Consider the following 14,814-nt stretch of genomic DNA (forward strand, 5'->3'; position numbering starts at 1 on the left):
GGCCCCAAAGCCTTATAATATAAGGGATACAGCGGTTTTTTATATGTCTGGAAAGCGTTTACGCTTTTATCATGATTTTTATTATTTTTCATAGGTTTAGCTGTAAACACTTTTTGTTGCAGATAAAGTGCAATATTTACTTACAAAACAATAGGATAGCCTGTAATCAGCTTTGTTTACGCTTTTATATGAATTTCTCTTTTTATATTAGATATTTAACCTGTAATCATTAAAACTTAATACAGTGTTTACTTATATTTGATAGTTACTTTTTAGAAATTAGATGCTTAGATTGAAAACAAATGATAGGAGTTTTTCATGAACATACTCGAACCGTTGCCGTCAGATTAGACAATCAGGTTGCACAAGAATATGAGCGTTTGGCTCAGTTGAAGGGCGATAAATTAGGGACTTATCTGCGGGATCTTCTGACCAATAATTTACAGATGGCCAGCATTGAGCGACAAGTCAGTCGGATTGAAACACTGGTGAATGATTTTGAAAAAGATATTAATCGATCATTGGATCAATTTACTCAAGCTAATTCTTTGAATGAAAATTTATTAGGAGATTTAGGGGAAATATACATGTTTCAAATAGGCATTCTTATGAAGCTACAAACAGAGAAATATGAGATTCGAGGAATGCAGGCTAAAGGAAGAAGTCATGCCAAGGCTAGCTATCTGAAAGGAAAAAATCATGAGTAATATTATTCAACTTTCTAAACCATGTGCTTTCTGTGATTCAAGGGAAAACGTACAGCTTTTTGCAGGGCTGATGCTTTGCGGAAATTGTCAGGACAATATCCAGATTACCAATCCTGGCATGTTTGAGGCTAATGATCAGATTGAACAAAAAGCCCAGGATTAACCTGGGCTTTATAAATCAATTAAAACCTGGAGCCTATAGTATTTCCATTTTCATCTACAGCACCAATTTCGTAAGTATCATACCAAGTGCCGTTTAGCATGATATAAGTTGGCAACCAAAATGAAAATTTATTAACGGCCTTTAGAACATCTTCTAATTGATTAAACTCTGATGCATCTTTAAATCTAAAGAACGTAGTATTCATACTTATGTCTTCATCAACCCAAGCTGCACATTCCTGAATATTCTCATTATCATCGAGACCGTAGTTATCTAAAGCAACTTCAAATAGTCCTAATATATATTCTGGTTTTGGGCAACCATCTTCAATGATACCAATATCGCCATCGTCTAAGACGATGTCCATTGCTTCTTTAATATCCATTGCAATTACACATCCATCTAAATAGTTCTGGCGATGTGAAAATTGATCTGGTACGTGTTGATAATGCCCCTCTACGATTTTTTTAAGTTCACTTAAGATAGCTTCTTTTCTAAATTTTTTAGCATTTTTAACTCTTTCTTCCAGAGAGCCCCGATTTTTTGCTTGTCCCATTTTAAAACTCACTTGTATTTTTGATATTAAAAACTATATCATTTTTATATATCAAATTCATTGGTGATGAAATGTTAAATAGACTTTATGTTAAGGGGGAAAATGACCCGAAAGAGTTAGATATTTTGGTGTCACAAATTAAAGCTAGGACATATAACACGGAGACTTTAGGGGTAACTCATCAAGTACCATTTCGTATATATCAATGGAACTTTGAAAAGGTAGAGGCATTGAAAGCCCACCTCGGTAATCCAACAAGAAATAAGTTATTAAATCAACTACTTGAAATAGCTTTAGAGGAGGTTTTTAAAAAGTTAGAAGAAAATGATCCTGAGCAATTAAAGGAAATATTAGATTGTATTGGTAAGTTAAAATAAGTGATTTTACATTTAACTGAAGACAGGTGATTCTTAACGACAAAGTGTGTCGCAGTTATCATTTTTGAATGTGTTTATGAGTTAAATTGTTGATATTCTGATCAGATTTAATCAATTTGGAATAGTTAAAATGTCTTTAGTTGAACGTAAAACCTTAAATGAGTTTTCTACCAATAGTAATGATGCCTTTTTTAATCAAATTTTTTCTGCTGGATCTAAAGTTCCACATTCAGGAATCTATCGATGTACTCAATGTAAGCGTGAAGTCGCTGTCAATGATCATGATAAAGATAATAAATTTCCTCCACACTATCAGGATCCAAAGTTTAACTGTACTAGTCCTAAATGGAAGCCATATGTGATAGCCGATTCAAAAGCAGAATTTTAAAAAATATGGGAGTTTTTACTCCCATATTTTTTATTCTATAGGGATTTTAATAAAGTCCCATAAATCTTGAGCTGTTAAAGTGGATCATGTGAGAAGGGATGGGGTATTAGACCTCAGTTTCCTATGCAATAGAACCGCTATATTTCACATAAGTTTTGGAATAATGTATTTAGCTCGCCATATCTTTTATGGTCTACAGGTCCATGACTGGTAAGCCACTCTTGTCTTTTGAAAGTTTAATATTTTATTATTAAGACTCGACGAAAGTTAAAAAAACATAAGAAAAACAATTGGATTGTTTATTTAATGGTGAATAAGCATGATTACAATTAGTCAAAAAATGAAAAAAATTTCATTAATAGCCCTGATTTACCACTAATCATATAAGTAAGAAGAAGCAGTACTATTATTGTGAATATTAAAATATCTCCATCAGGGTGATGAAGACTAAATGCAATCAAATTTGTTTGGAGGAAGCCATCCAAAATCCATGATAAAAGGATTAAATTTACCGTCAAAGCTATCGCTATCAGTTTAGCTGGAGATTCTTCTATTTGTTCCATAAAACTCATTTTTATCCGCCTATAATATTCGAAAACTAAATGTCCAAAGATAGTTGGTTGACTTGATAGCTACATCATCATTTTTTATAGATACTCTCAATAATCTTGATACAGATCTTCACAAATGGTTTTTAACAAGCAAGCTTCGCATAAGAGATTTTTTTATGTTAAATGAAGAACTAGTCATTAGCTATAATGAAAGCTAAATCATCAATTTCATTATAGTTTTCTTTATTTTTTACAGTTGATAGAATTTTATGAACCTCTAATTTCCATAAACCATCTGTTGCTAAAAGATATGTTCCTTTTTTTCTATTAAATACATTTATTTCAATTTTTTTTAGGCGTTTAGTATTTAAAGAATTAGTTACAATATGATTATCAGCTGAAGATCTTAATGTTTCTTCTAAGTCTAAAGTTTCAATATCTATAATCCGGCACATTGTTAAATTATGTGGATAAGTTAACCACTCTAACTTTTTTTCAAAAATTAGACCTAAACGGCAGTCTCCTAGATGCACACTGTAGACCTTTTGGGGACTAAAAATGATTAGGCAGATACTCATGGCTGCTGGGATGAGCTGTCTATATTGAGATTTGTGAAATTCTTTAATTACTCTTTCAAGGAATTCTCTAATTACCTCATCTTCATTTATTAAATCTGTAAATTCTTCTTTTTTTTCCAGAATAAATTTATGGAAATTAGATACCAGAATAGCGCTATTGGGATGTTTACTATGTCCATCAATTACATAGCAAAGTTCTAAAAGCGGATTAGATTTAAGTTCACCGGTTCCATCTATTCCATGTTTGTTAGGAAGGCATTGATTATGAGTAAAATGGAAAAAAATCATTAGAAAGCTTTATTCCATTGTTTGATTATTGCGTTTATAACTTGCCTAACTCTTTCTTTTGAACCATATCGACATTGATCATCTAAGACAATTTCAAATTCTGAATGATGGTGTAACTCTAATAGTACATTAGAGAGATAATCTCTTAACTCTTGAGGGCTAGAGTATATTTCTTCAACTAGAGAGCTTCGACCCATACATACAGTTAAAATATCTTCTATATCTTTACTCATTAAGGGGTCATTATTTCCTCGACCTTTGTAAGCTTCAAATTTTGTAGCCAAAAAATATGGGGATTCGAGTATGTTTATTTCAGTTTTATTTGGTAGACAATACGTAATCTTGTGAGTAATAGCTTGTTCATACCAATAGTTACTAAAACCTAAGATATTTGAATCTGTAGGCATAAAGTCAACAATCAAGTCATTCCCTAATCTATAGCGACATAAAATATTATCATTTTGATCATTCACGAAACCTAATTTCCGAATCTTCTCTTCTAGTGAATACCATTCTGCATGAGTTGTTATATCTACAATTAGATCCACATCATATGTGTATCTTGTAGCTAATGAATGATTTTCAGGATCTAACAGTAGACTAGTAGTACATCCACCAATGAATACCATTTCCTGCCTAAGATCTTGAGTTAGGGCATTTGCTACTTTTTCTAGCATTATAATTAATGGTGAGTTCATTCGTTTTACAAGCCTAAAATGTCTAAAAATAGTTTTTCTGCGATATGTTTCTCTCTAGGAGAACCCATTCTAAAAATATCAATTATTGCAAATATTTCATAGAGATATTCATCATTAATTGCTGCATATGGTATTGATTTATGCATAGGTTCAACTGCTATGCCTGAAATAGATTTATAGGTTTGTATTGGCCAAATATAAGGTACTGGAGAGCTATATGCTAAGAGAGAATTTAGACCTTCTTTAGAAAATGCTGTAGGAAGCCCAAAATCCATTGATTTTAGTTCTGCTGGGAAAAAATATTGAAAACTATAAATGACTAAATGGAAAAATCCCCTTTTATTAATATCCCAATCCAGACTAGCTAAGTCCAATCTTTGAGAAAAGTTTTGATTGTGAATAACTAGTAGGCCAACTTTTACTAATCGTTTAATGCATTCTGATACTTCACTTTTACCCATAACAATAGATTCGGCCAGTCCTCTAACTGACAACAGATGGCTAAGAGATCTTTTTAAATAGAAGTCCGAGTAATCGTTGCTATAGGTCCTACTGAAGTTTGACGATGTACGTAATCCATTTTGAATAGATAGCAACTTTACTAAAACAAGAATATCTTGAGACTTAAGCATTTTAATTCACAGTGTCCGCTGTCCTAGGACAAAATGATATATTGATAATGAATGCATATGATTGCAAGTTTTTTTTGAAAGTAAAACTTATGAAAAAATTTGTCGTGAGACAGCTAACATTTGTGGAGCTGTACCAGACTAAGATTGATATGTGGAAATAATATAAGAACTAGGTTCTTTACACGCCCTTAAAGGTGAGCACTTTTAGTTGATATTTAAGATATTATGTTTTGATTAATGAGGGGATTAACACTTGAAACTTAACTACTTTACTTATTGTTTTGAAAAATTTGAAGATAAAAGCCAATTTAGAATGGAGATCAATGATTTTATTAAATCATCAACTTCGAATGAAGCTTTACCATTCGCTAAGCAAAACCGACATTCTGGCGAAAACCTATATTTACTTCCTGTCGTAAATAGCTTTTATTTATTTGTACAGACTAAAGATAGAGAAATTATTAAAAGAATTGAGAAGAAAGACGATGAAATTAAGGCTTATGAGATTCAGTCTTTATTAAGTAAAGATGAGAGTTTAGGGTTTGCATCGTATGTGTATTTTCATCCAACACTAAGAGTATTTGGATTTGCATCAAGAGTACTTTCTCCAAAGTGAACCGTACCGGGTTTGTCGGAGACTTTTTTATTTAAGTTAGGCCACCTGACCTAACGGGTTAATCTTATCATAGTACATTGCTTCAAACTCAAAAGGCGATACATAACCCAGTGCACTGTGTACACGCTTTTTATTGAACCAATCTACCCAGTTTAGTGTCGCAAGTTGTACATCTGCTAAACCTTGCCAATCTGCTTTTAGATATTCAATCACCTCTGTTTTGTATAAGCCATTCACCGTTTCAGCCAAAGCATTATCGTATGAATCACCGGTCGTACCGACTGATGCTCGTAAATTTGCTGCTTCTAAACGATTGGTATAACGAATGGAAAGATATTGCACGCCTCTGTCACTATGATGAATCACGTTCTTTGGCATGCCTCGATCATGCAATGCTTGCTCTAATGCATCGAGCACCATATCTGTATTCATTCGTGTAGATACTTTCCATCCAACAATGGCTCGTGAGAACACATCAATAATAAAGGCGGTATAGACCCAGCCTGAATTTGTTTGAATATACGTAAAGTCACTGACCCACAGCTGGTCAGGCTGATCAGCACTAAAATTGCGTTTCACCAAGTCATCTGCTCGTTTTTGATCATCTCGGCTACGGGTGGTTTGTTTATTCTTACCACGCCAAACCCCTTGTATACCTAGCTTCTGCATCAATCGAGCAACTGTACAACGTGCAATAACATAACCCTCACGTTTCAATTGTTGCCAGACCTTACGCACACCATATCGACCTGAACTTTCTTTCCAAATTCGTTTAATTTGTTCAGCATGATGCTCATCATGTAGATCTCGTTTCGCTCGATGTTCTGGATTGTCAGCGAGATCTAAAGTTCGGTAATAGGTTGAAGCTGCGATCGGTAAAATCCTACAAATCGCATCAACACCATATCGATCTTTATTGTTATGGATGAAATCCACCATTATTTGTGTGGGCGGTCGAGCTCCGCCTGGGCGAAAAAAGCGGCTGCTTTACGTAGAATTTCATTGGCACGCTTTAATTCTTTAATTTCACGTTCCATTTGCTTCATTTTTTCTTGATCAGATATCTGTTGTACTTTAATAGGATTTTGCTGATCTAAATGCTTTTGATGCCAGGCACGAAGTGTTTCAGGAGTACAACCAATCTTAGGCGCAATTGCTGTGATTGCAGCCCAAGTAGAAGGATAATCTTTTTCAGATTCAATCAATAATTGAACCGCTCTTTCTCTAATTTCGGGGGTATATTTTGGTTTTGTCATTGGGACATTCTCTCAAGAAAGTTGGTCTCCGACAAACCCGGTACGGTTCAGTTTACAGCATTCCAAATGTATATAAATAACTTACTTGTTATGCTCAGAATTCAGGATATTAGTTTTGTTGTTCATCCTTTGAAAACTGAAATTACAAAGAATCAGGCTATGACACTACCATTTATTGGAACTACACGGTTTTTAGTTCGTAAAGATAGTAGTCTAGGGGAATCATTTAAAGAATTTTTCTTAGGATCGACTAATCCTAATGATCTAGAAGTTATTGAAAGTTTTGAAATCATTATTAAGCCGGCATCAAGGAAATCTTTAACTGACACTATTAAAAAAACATTGGTATCTATAGAGGATGATGGTATCAAAGGCATTATTTTACGAGGAAAACAAAATCTTGAAGATAATGTAAAAGATTTTTATATCCATAGTGCTGGTGCACTATATGACGAGATTAAAAGCACTGAAGAAAGTGAATCGTACCGGGTTTGTCGGAGAGTCAATATTCTGAGAGACTATCCCGATGACAAAATTAAAATATACCCCTGAAATCAGAGAAAGAGCGGTTCAATTATTGATTGAATCTGAAAAAGATTATCCTTCTACTTGGGCTGCAATCACAGCAATTGCGCCTAAGATTGGTTGTACTCCTGAAACACTTCGTGCCTGGCATCAAAAGCATTTAGATCAGCAAAATCCTATTAAAGTACAACAGATATCTGATCAAGAAAAAATGAAGCAAATGGAACGTGAAATTAAAGAATTAAAACGTGCCAATGAAATTCTACGTAAAGCAGCCGCTTTTTTCGCCCAGGCGGAGCTCGACCGCCCACACAAATAATGGTGGATTTTATCCATAACAATAAAGATCGATATGGTGTTGAAGCGATTTGTAGAATTTTACCGATTGCAGCTTCGACCTATTATCGGGCTTTAGATCTCGTTGATAACCCAGAACATCGAGCGAAACGTGCTCTGCATGATTTACATCATGCAGAGCAAATCAAACGTATTTGGAAAGAAAGTTCAGGTCGATATGGTGTACGTAAAGTTTGGCAACAATTGAAACGTGAGGGTTATGTTATTGCACGTTGTACAGTTGCTCGATTGATGCAAAAGCTAGATATACAAGGTGTTTGGCGTGGTAAGAACAAACAAACTACCCGCAGCCGAGATGATCAAAAACGGGCAGGTGATTTAGTGAAACGGAATTTTAGTGCTGATCGACCTGACCAATTATGGGTCAGTGACTTTACGTATATTCAAACCAATTCTGGCTGGGTCTACACCGCATTTATTATTGATGTGTTCTCACGAGCAATTGTTGGATGGAAAGTATCTACACGGATGAATACAGATATGGTGCTCGATGCACTTGAGCAAGCATTGCACGATCGAGGCATGCCAAAGAATGTGATTCATCATTCCGACAGAGGTGTGCAATATCTTTCCATTCGCTATACCAATCGTTTAGAAGCAGCAAATTTACGAGCATCAGTCGGTACGACTGGTGATTCATACGATAATGCTTTGGCTGAAACGGTGAATGGCTTATACAAAACAGAGGTGATTGAATATCTAAAAGCAGATTGGCAAGGTTTAGCAGATGTACAACTTGCGACACTAAACTGGGTAGATTGGTTCAATAAAAAGCGTGTACACAGTGCACTGGGTTATGTATCGCCTTTTGAGTTTGAAGCAATGTACTATGATAAGATTAACCCGTTAGGTCAGGTGGCCTAACTTAAATAAAAAAGTCTCCGACAAACCCGGTACGGTTCAGGGCTCCCAAGGCATGGTTTTCAGTCATGCTTTTTTTATCAAAAGAGTATAGCTGAATGATAACGAGCCAAATAACATAAAATATCTATCATTAAACTTAATGCAATAATTAAATGATAGTGTTATCATTAATCTAATAGAATTAATGATTAAATGATAAAAATGAATACACGTATTTATCTACGAGCTTCAACTAAAGATCAAGATGCAGAAAGGGCTTTGCAGATTCTTCAGGATCTAAACCAAAACTTGAATTTGGGCGAAACCATTGTGTACGTGGAAAACTATAGTGGTACGAAGTTAGACCGACCTGAATTGAATAAGCTACTGTCAGAAGCAAATCAAGGTGACACCTTGTTGGTTGAAAGTATTGACCGATTATCACGCCTAACCCAACAGGATTTTCAAGAGCTGAAGCGCAGGATTCAGGAGAAAGGACTTCGATTAATTGTGGCAGATCTTCCTACTACCTACCAAATGATTCAAACCAGTGACAGCATTACTCATTCAATCTTGGAACTCATCAACAATATGTTGATTGATCTCCTGGCAACAATGGCCCGTCTAGACAATGAGAAACGTATAGAACGTATTAAGCAGGGCCTGGAACGTTCGGGTTACAAGCCAACAGGTAAGAAAGCCAATGAGGCTAAGCACAAACGAATAAAAGAATTGCTAGCATCTGGCAATATGACTAAGGAAGAAATTGCCAAAGCAGTGAATTGTGGAGTTGCAACTGTCTATCGAGTTGCTAAAGTCATTTAAAAAGGCTTGTATCAGTGCTTCCCTTATGTCATATCTATTTACAAAGGAGCAAGGCATTCTTAAAGGTCAAAAGACGGAATTAATGATGAAAAAGCATTTGATTTTCCTTGTTTTTATAGTGATGGTTTTTATTTTAGCTCTAGTTGTAAAGATTAATAATGATCATAAAAAAGGGCAAGCATTAAAGAAATTGGAACTAGTTGAAAAGCAAATCCATTAGGTAAAAATTGACTTATACTTATTTAAATAACGCTAATAACTAAGCCCAAAAAACACCTAGACCCAGTGCTATACACGCTTAGTTTTTTATATTTCAAAAGAGTATTTTAGCAAATATCATAAAAGACCGGTCTATTCTCAAGCCGGTTTTTTATATCGCAGAGTATCATGGCTTCATCATAGATATATGAATATTAAGATAAATAAAAAGCCCTATAGTCTCTCCCGTTACTATAAGGCTTATAAAACGCTGTAATTTTTTCTTAATTACCTACTTTTCGATGTAGGTTATGAATATATTTTACCTATTGGTAAAAATAAAGATATAAGACAAAAGATGAATACCTTAGGAATTCCGCGTAAAAACTACTAATTTCGTATAACCGCCATTATGTAAAATGATGTGGTTCTAGGATTTTAGACCACGTCTATAAGTGATAATCTACTCCCCAATAAGCATGGGAAATGCTTGTTTTTGGAGTCAACCATGACACGAAGAAAACGTCGTAATCATTCAGCAGAGTTTAAAGTTAAAGTTGCTCTCGCAGCAATTAAAGGCGACCACACACTCGCTGAACTTTCTACTCAATTCGATTTACATCAAAACCAAATCATCGATTGGAAAAATCAACTGCTTGAGCAATCAATCAATATTTTTTCACGACCAACAGCACAACAAGAACCTGAGATTGACCTCAAAGCTTTACATGCCAAGATAGGACATCAGGCATTGCAAATTGATTTTTTAGAAGGTGCGCTCAGAAAAATAGGGCAGCTGAGCGGCAAAAAATGATCGATAAGACCCATCAACTTTCGGTACGACAACAATCGCAATTGATTCAAATCAATCGCAGTACGTTGTATTACAAGCCCAAAGAGATTTCATCAACTGATTTGAGTTTGATGCGTCTAATCGATGAAATTCATCTCGACTACCCATTTATGGGCAGTCGAATGATACGAGATATGCTACAGCGTCAAGGGCATCAAATAGGTCGGCGTAAAGTCCGACGTTTAATGCGCTTGATGGGAATACATGCTTTGTATCCAAAACCCAATACCAGTAAGCCTAATCTTGCACACCGTATTTTCCCATATCTGTTGAAAAACATGGTCATCGATCACTCTAATCAAGTCTGGTGTACAGATATCACGTACATTCCTATGGCTAAAGGCTTTGTCTATCTGTGTGCAATTATAGATTGGCATAGTCGTAAAGTACTGGCTCATCGAGTATCGATCAGTATGGAAACAGACTTTTGCATAGATGCGTTGCAAGAAGCAATTGTGAAATATGGTTGTCCAGAGGTATTTAATACAGACCAAGGCAGTCAATTCACAAGCGAGGCATTTTTGAATGAGTTAAAATTGCGAAATATCCGTATCAGTATGGATGGGAAAGGACGATGGATGGATAATGTGATGATTGAGCGGTTATGGCGCAGCTTGAAGCATGAGGAAGTCTATTTGAAGGCTTACGATACGGTTAAACAAGCGAAACAATCAATTGCTGAATATTTGGATTTTTATAACACGATACGTCCTCATTCAAGTTTGAATAAGGCAACACCGGATGAATTTTATGATCAACATTTACTAAAAGTAATGGCAGCATAATTTAAATATTTAGAGCGGATTTATCACTTATAAAACTGAATTGAGTGGTCTAATTAACGGAACCACATTAAAATGAAGGTTTATAAATAAAATTAGCCCCCTAATTCTATTTTTCCATGACAGTGTTTATATCTATAACCACTATTACATGGACATGAGGCTGCTCTACGACTAGGAACTGGTACTAAATTCCAATTTTGACGCCATTTTATTCCTAAATTCAACATCATACCTACACCACAATTATATGAAAAATTTCGTATAAATTGATTTGTTTGAATGTTTGTACCTTTTGGTGAAACTTTTATGTCTATACCAGATACTTCAAAGTTAATTTCAGAAATAGTTAGAGGGAATTCTAAGGAATCAGGAGCTTCTATATCAAAATTCTTTTTAAATAATTCTTTATTATTAATGACATAAAATTTAATTGATAGAAAATCTCCATTTTCATATTTAATTTCAATTTCTTTACCACTAGGGGGGCACTTAAAATCAATAGGAGTTCCTATATTTTCCCAGCAGTTATTCCTCATTACTAAACGCTCTTCCTTAGACACACTAAGCATTTCAACATTTAGCAGTAAATAACCACTTTCATCCCTTGTTAAAGAAACTACATCATAATTATCAATTACAAGTGCGCGAGGTGTTTCATAGTAGAAATTTCCCCCTACTACGGTTAATAATTTATTTCTCCGCCATTCAAAATTGCCTTTTACTTTTTCTGAATTAACCTTATTTTTTTTAAACTCTACTAATTGATCATTGGTATAAGCATAGTTATCAGCATTTTTATGATGCTGTGTACAAAGAGCAATCATACCCTCTGGTCTGTGATGATTTTCAATACTCCAAGGCGGATCGAAATGATGCCATTCGAGATAAGGGTTTCCACAATTAGGAACAGGACAACCAAATCCTACCTCCTGTCTAAGAGTTTGAATTACTTTTTTAGGGGGCGTCCTATTCATTGATGATCTACCATGTGATTTTTTAAATTGTCTAAAATTAACATAATACACCTTATACGAAATGCTTGAAATTTTCCTATAAGCATCAATATCTTAGTCAAAGCCGTTCTAGGGTTCAGCGCACTGGAACGGCTTTTTCATGATTATTCACGTTCCACGCCTATTCTTTGATCAATGTTTCACAACTTTGATTAGTACACCTAAACAAGCCTCTTAGCCATTCGGCAAGAAAAATCGGCTTAACCACCCTCTTTTCGGCTGCTCCGGTTCAACCTGCTCCGGCACGGGAATACGCTTATTTTCTGTTTCGACCGGAGTAGTCAATCCGTCATCTTTCTGGCCTGGTTCTAGTCTAGGATTCTCTGTCATCTCAGAATGAACAGGAGGAGCAACTTTGTGCTCTTCTACCTCTGTTTTTGGTTGTTCAAGCTGACCTTTAAACTCAATTCTATGAGTCAAATCTTCTATGTGTTGCATCAAAGCCTTTTCTCTATGATTGGCTAAGTCCAATTGATTTTTGAGTAGAGAAATTTGATCTTTCAATACATTTTCAATTTCAGATTGAACACGTACTTGTACATCCTTTTGAACGTGTTCAGTACGTGTATTGGACTGAACACCGATAGGGTTACCATAGACCCTGATAAGTTCAGATAAATCTATAAGCCCATCATGATCCCTTGATAATTCACCATTTTTTATAGCTTCATATATTGTTGTTCGTGATTTTTTAAAAGCTTTACTTGCGTCCATGACGCTGAATTTTGTTGTGTTCAATGTAATCCCTCAGTGCATGTACAAGGATGTTTAGATGAACATCCTACCTGAACATGAAGTTTATTTTGTACTAAATCCTACTTTTTTAAGATGTGGCAAAAGCTCTTCAAACTTCTCTTTATCTTTTAGCATTTCAGCAATTCGAACTGCAAATTGTGGGTAGCTTTCTGTACCTTGAGAATATTTATTCATGTCTGGAAGTTCAGAAAGTTTATTAGCAAAAAGGTGACGTTGTGCATCGGTCATTTTTGAGAAAAGTTCAAGTGAAGTTGAACTTTTAGAGGTGATCACTTTCTTTTGCTTAAATGTGAAAGAGAATCCTGAAATGTTACGGCCTTTTTTATGTTGCTCACATTTAACGTTAATGTCTGTGTGCTCATTAACTTGGGCAATAGCTAGATTTAACACTCGATCCTTGAAGTTTCCCATTCTAGTGTATTCATCATCGAGAACACCTATCTTCTGCCTGAACTCTGCTAGTTCAATAACAGGTGTTTGGCCAGTACTACGCCAAGCAATCAATAATTCGTATAAACGTACAGCGTAAGCACTACTAAGATCGCTAATCTGCTGTAGCTCATATTTTGTGAATTGTTCTTCTAAACGTGTAATAAGAGGCACGATTGCAGGTGCAAATATTAATTTTACTGTTGCTTCATCATCAATGTATCTAATTTCACTGACCCAGCGGCTTAGGACATTCTCAATATTTCCTCTTTTATTTACTTCTTGATAGCTAAATTGGCGTGCGAATAAGTCTTTACACGCATCTTTGAGAGCTTGATAAGCTGTTTGTCGTGCAACATTAAACTGGTTTACATAACTCTCTGCATGAACCTCTAATGGGTCATTTGCATTGATACCTCTGCCACTACCTCTTGCCTCGACAATGGCCAATAGGATTAAACGTTGTTCTACTAAGTCCAAATTATAGCTAGCATTTATTAGAGCATTATCTTTAACAACTAAATCCCGCATCTTATTTATCTACATTATTATTTATGAATATAAGTCTATATTAATAACTATGTAGATTTATGCAAGGTAAACGTAGTTAAATCTACAAAAAATATTATAAAGACTTATGGTAGGTAAACGTAGTCATATTGGTAGGTAAACGTAGTCATATTGGTAGGTAAACGTAGTCATATTGGTAGGTAAACGTAGTCATATAAGCTCTACAGGCCTTTAAAATAAAGGTGTTCAGCTAGTCTAAAAGCATTTAAAAACTTTAAAATTATTAAAAGCCTTGGGAATGAAAAATTGCCCTTGGTTTTCGCTACGCTCAAACTCTATTGAATCTCGCTTTCGCTCGATTCCTGGGGCAATTTTTTAGCTCTTCCAGCTGTGACTTTAAGAAAAAGCAAAGGCAAGAGCAAAAGCAACTCGGAATTCGCTTCGCTCATAAAGCTTTTTTACTCGCTACGCTCGATCTAGGCACAATTTTCTGCATGTGATTTACGCTTATTTAGGCTTCACAGCCTAAAAAGCTGTTTTTCAGAGAGTCGAGGTGCGAATTTTGGTGCTTCGCTCGTAGACACTCGCTCTATTCATCCCGATTAGAATAAAAATAGTCTCTATTTGGCGCTCATTTGCGTTTTTTGACCTGATTACTCATTTCAATAGTGAGATCTATGTCTTAAGTAAAAATGTGGCTGAAATCGCATGTGAGAGCGTTTCAACTTGGGTTTTATTTTTGATCTGTAGGCTAGAGTTTCCGCTTATAGATTTTTTCCCTTAGACACACAATAGTCAGGATCTCTTTTGGCCAAGCACTATCTTTACTGTCAGTTAAGTCAATTAAATGGATTGGGAGCCGGTACATACCGGCAATTTTTGGTTCACACACCACGCATCTAAAGATAAA

General features: G+C 35.2%; 18 protein-coding genes and 2 other annotated features. Of the genes, 9 read left to right on the forward strand and 9 right to left on the reverse strand.

Going from position 1 to position 14,814, the window contains the following annotated elements; genetic code table 11:
- Positions 1-302: 302 nt before the first annotated feature.
- Both AC4CU3_RS18990 and AC4CU3_RS18995 read left to right on the forward strand, forming a co-directional pair.
- Positions 303-707: a hypothetical protein gene (locus AC4CU3_RS18990; RefSeq protein WP_490738497.1), complete on the forward strand. Its 405-nt coding sequence runs from the start codon at positions 303-305 to the stop codon at positions 705-707.
- Entirely contained in the window at positions 700-870 is a 171-nt protein-coding gene (locus tag AC4CU3_RS18995; protein WP_171405417.1) for a hypothetical protein, read from the forward strand. The genes AC4CU3_RS18990 and AC4CU3_RS18995 overlap by 8 nt, the downstream gene beginning before the upstream one ends.
- Positions 871-889: 19 nt before the next feature.
- Here AC4CU3_RS18995 and AC4CU3_RS19000 read toward each other — a convergent pair whose 3' ends face one another.
- Positions 890-1,426: a hypothetical protein gene (locus tag AC4CU3_RS19000; RefSeq protein WP_087514417.1), complete on the reverse strand. Its 537-nt coding sequence runs from the start codon at positions 1,424-1,426 to the stop codon at positions 890-892.
- A gap of 71 nt (positions 1,427-1,497) precedes the next feature.
- On the opposite strand from AC4CU3_RS19000, the gene AC4CU3_RS19005 reads away from it, so the two are divergent.
- Together AC4CU3_RS19005 and AC4CU3_RS19010 are read left to right on the forward strand one after the other, a co-directional pair.
- A complete protein-coding gene (locus tag AC4CU3_RS19005; RefSeq protein WP_087514416.1) occupies positions 1,498-1,803 on the forward strand; it encodes a hypothetical protein in 306 nt (101 codons plus the stop codon).
- A gap of 130 nt (positions 1,804-1,933) precedes the next feature.
- Positions 1,934-2,191 (forward strand): hypothetical protein, encoded by a 258-nt coding sequence (locus AC4CU3_RS19010; RefSeq protein WP_017397139.1) that lies wholly within the window; start codon positions 1,934-1,936, stop codon positions 2,189-2,191.
- Between the two features lie 329 nt (positions 2,192-2,520).
- Here AC4CU3_RS19010 and AC4CU3_RS19015 read toward each other — a convergent pair whose 3' ends face one another.
- From AC4CU3_RS19015 to AC4CU3_RS19030, 4 genes are all read right to left on the reverse strand, one after another.
- Positions 2,521-2,763, reverse strand: coding sequence for a hypothetical protein (locus AC4CU3_RS19015; RefSeq protein WP_087514415.1), 243 nt, complete (start codon positions 2,761-2,763; stop codon positions 2,521-2,523).
- 170 nt (positions 2,764-2,933) lie between these two features.
- Positions 2,934-3,608 carry a PP2C family serine/threonine-protein phosphatase gene (locus AC4CU3_RS19020; RefSeq protein ID WP_087514414.1) on the reverse strand — a complete coding sequence of 225 codons (675 nt, stop codon included), beginning with the start codon at positions 3,606-3,608 and terminating at the stop codon, positions 2,934-2,936.
- Positions 3,608-4,306: a hypothetical protein gene (locus tag AC4CU3_RS19025; RefSeq protein WP_087514413.1), complete on the reverse strand. Its 699-nt coding sequence runs from the start codon at positions 4,304-4,306 to the stop codon at positions 3,608-3,610. The genes AC4CU3_RS19020 and AC4CU3_RS19025 overlap by 1 nt, the downstream gene beginning before the upstream one ends.
- Positions 4,307-4,311: 5 nt before the next feature.
- Positions 4,312-4,767, reverse strand: a complete 456-nt coding sequence (locus AC4CU3_RS19030) for a MarR family transcriptional regulator (RefSeq protein WP_227542858.1) — start codon at positions 4,765-4,767, stop codon at positions 4,312-4,314.
- Positions 4,768-5,191: 424 nt separating this feature from the next.
- Here AC4CU3_RS19030 and AC4CU3_RS19035 point away from each other — a divergent pair, with 424 nt between their 5' ends.
- Positions 5,192-5,554, forward strand: coding sequence for a hypothetical protein (locus tag AC4CU3_RS19035; RefSeq protein ID WP_490738498.1), 363 nt, complete (start codon positions 5,192-5,194; stop codon positions 5,552-5,554).
- A gap of 36 nt (positions 5,555-5,590) precedes the next feature.
- On the opposite strand, the gene AC4CU3_RS19040 is transcribed toward AC4CU3_RS19035, so the two are convergent.
- A protein-coding gene (locus tag AC4CU3_RS19040) for an IS3 family transposase (protein WP_490738417.1) occupies positions 5,591-6,810 on the reverse strand; the annotation gives its coding sequence in 2 pieces (ribosomal slippage) (positions 5,591-6,534 and positions 6,534-6,810; 1,221 coding nt in all).
- Positions 6,419-6,535, reverse strand: a sequence feature (AL1L pseudoknot). Its footprint overlaps the gene before it by 117 nt.
- Positions 6,811-6,876: 66 nt before the next feature.
- On the opposite strand from AC4CU3_RS19040, the gene AC4CU3_RS19045 reads away from it, so the two are divergent.
- The 4 genes from AC4CU3_RS19045 to AC4CU3_RS19060 all read left to right on the forward strand — a co-directional run bounded on the left by AC4CU3_RS19045 (position 6,877) and on the right by AC4CU3_RS19060 (position 11,196).
- Complete coding sequence (locus tag AC4CU3_RS19045; RefSeq protein ID WP_490738499.1) at positions 6,877-7,362, forward strand: hypothetical protein; 486 nt, start codon at positions 6,877-6,879, stop codon at positions 7,360-7,362.
- Positions 7,337-8,556, forward strand: a protein-coding gene (locus tag AC4CU3_RS19050) for an IS3 family transposase (protein ID WP_171553505.1) whose coding sequence is annotated in 2 segments (ribosomal slippage) — positions 7,337-7,613 and positions 7,613-8,556 — 1,221 coding nt in all. Because the reading frame shifts where the segments join, the coding sequence is not laid out codon by codon here. The genes AC4CU3_RS19045 and AC4CU3_RS19050 overlap by 26 nt, the downstream gene beginning before the upstream one ends.
- Positions 7,612-7,728: a sequence feature (AL1L pseudoknot), on the forward strand. Its footprint overlaps the gene before it by 117 nt.
- 192 nt (positions 8,557-8,748) lie before the next feature.
- Complete coding sequence (locus AC4CU3_RS19055; RefSeq protein ID WP_010700378.1) at positions 8,749-9,360, forward strand: recombinase family protein; 612 nt, start codon at positions 8,749-8,751, stop codon at positions 9,358-9,360.
- A gap of 706 nt (positions 9,361-10,066) precedes the next feature.
- A protein-coding gene (locus AC4CU3_RS19060) for an IS3-like element ISAcsp5 family transposase (RefSeq protein WP_100228722.1) occupies positions 10,067-11,196 on the forward strand; the annotation gives its coding sequence in 2 pieces (ribosomal slippage) (positions 10,067-10,319 and positions 10,319-11,196; 1,131 coding nt in all).
- 92 nt (positions 11,197-11,288) lie between these two features.
- Here the strand turns inward: AC4CU3_RS19060 and AC4CU3_RS19065 are convergent.
- The 3 genes from AC4CU3_RS19065 to repM all read right to left on the reverse strand — a co-directional run bounded on the left by AC4CU3_RS19065 (position 11,289) and on the right by repM (position 13,925).
- Positions 11,289-12,170: a hypothetical protein gene (locus AC4CU3_RS19065; RefSeq protein ID WP_005020924.1), complete on the reverse strand. Its 882-nt coding sequence runs from the start codon at positions 12,168-12,170 to the stop codon at positions 11,289-11,291.
- A 213-nt stretch (positions 12,171-12,383) separates the two neighbouring features.
- Positions 12,384-12,923 (reverse strand): plasmid replication DNA-binding protein, encoded by a 540-nt coding sequence (locus tag AC4CU3_RS19070; RefSeq protein ID WP_392390468.1) that lies wholly within the window; start codon positions 12,921-12,923, stop codon positions 12,384-12,386.
- A gap of 84 nt (positions 12,924-13,007) precedes the next feature.
- Positions 13,008-13,925, reverse strand: coding sequence for a replication initiation protein RepM (gene repM / locus AC4CU3_RS19075; RefSeq protein ID WP_032049727.1), 918 nt, complete (start codon positions 13,923-13,925; stop codon positions 13,008-13,010).
- Positions 13,926-14,814: the final 889 nt, after the last annotated feature.

This window comes from Acinetobacter sp. 802_lipA, from assembly GCF_058242885.1.

Bases quoted from the DNA above. Each gene is read 5' to 3' on its own strand.
- AC4CU3_RS18990 (WP_490738497.1), top strand. From the start codon at position 303: ATGATAGGAGTTTTTCATGAACATACTCGAACCGTTGCCGTCAGATTA.
- AC4CU3_RS18995 (WP_171405417.1), top strand. From the start codon at position 700: ATGAGTAATATTATTCAACTTTCTAAACCATGTGCTTTCTGTGATTCA.
- AC4CU3_RS19000 (WP_087514417.1), bottom strand. From the start codon at position 1,426: ATGGGACAAGCAAAAAATCGGGGCTCTCTGGAAGAAAGAGTTAAAAAT.
- AC4CU3_RS19005 (WP_087514416.1), top strand. From the start codon at position 1,498: ATGTTAAATAGACTTTATGTTAAGGGGGAAAATGACCCGAAAGAGTTA.
- AC4CU3_RS19010 (WP_017397139.1), top strand. From the start codon at position 1,934: ATGTCTTTAGTTGAACGTAAAACCTTAAATGAGTTTTCTACCAATAGT.
- AC4CU3_RS19015 (WP_087514415.1), bottom strand. From the start codon at position 2,763: ATGAGTTTTATGGAACAAATAGAAGAATCTCCAGCTAAACTGATAGCG.
- AC4CU3_RS19020 (WP_087514414.1), bottom strand. From the start codon at position 3,608: ATGATTTTTTTCCATTTTACTCATAATCAATGCCTTCCTAACAAACAT.
- AC4CU3_RS19025 (WP_087514413.1), bottom strand. From the start codon at position 4,306: ATGAACTCACCATTAATTATAATGCTAGAAAAAGTAGCAAATGCCCTA.
- AC4CU3_RS19030 (WP_227542858.1), bottom strand. From the start codon at position 4,767: ATGGGTAAAAGTGAAGTATCAGAATGCATTAAACGATTAGTAAAAGTT.
- AC4CU3_RS19045 (WP_490738499.1), top strand. From the start codon at position 6,877: ATGTATATAAATAACTTACTTGTTATGCTCAGAATTCAGGATATTAGT.
- AC4CU3_RS19055 (WP_010700378.1), top strand. From the start codon at position 8,749: ATGATAAAAATGAATACACGTATTTATCTACGAGCTTCAACTAAAGAT.
- AC4CU3_RS19065 (WP_005020924.1), bottom strand. From the start codon at position 12,170: ATGAATAGGACGCCCCCTAAAAAAGTAATTCAAACTCTTAGACAGGAG.
- AC4CU3_RS19070 (WP_392390468.1), bottom strand. From the start codon at position 12,923: ATGGACGCAAGTAAAGCTTTTAAAAAATCACGAACAACAATATATGAA.
- repM (WP_032049727.1), bottom strand. From the start codon at position 13,925: ATGCGGGATTTAGTTGTTAAAGATAATGCTCTAATAAATGCTAGCTAT.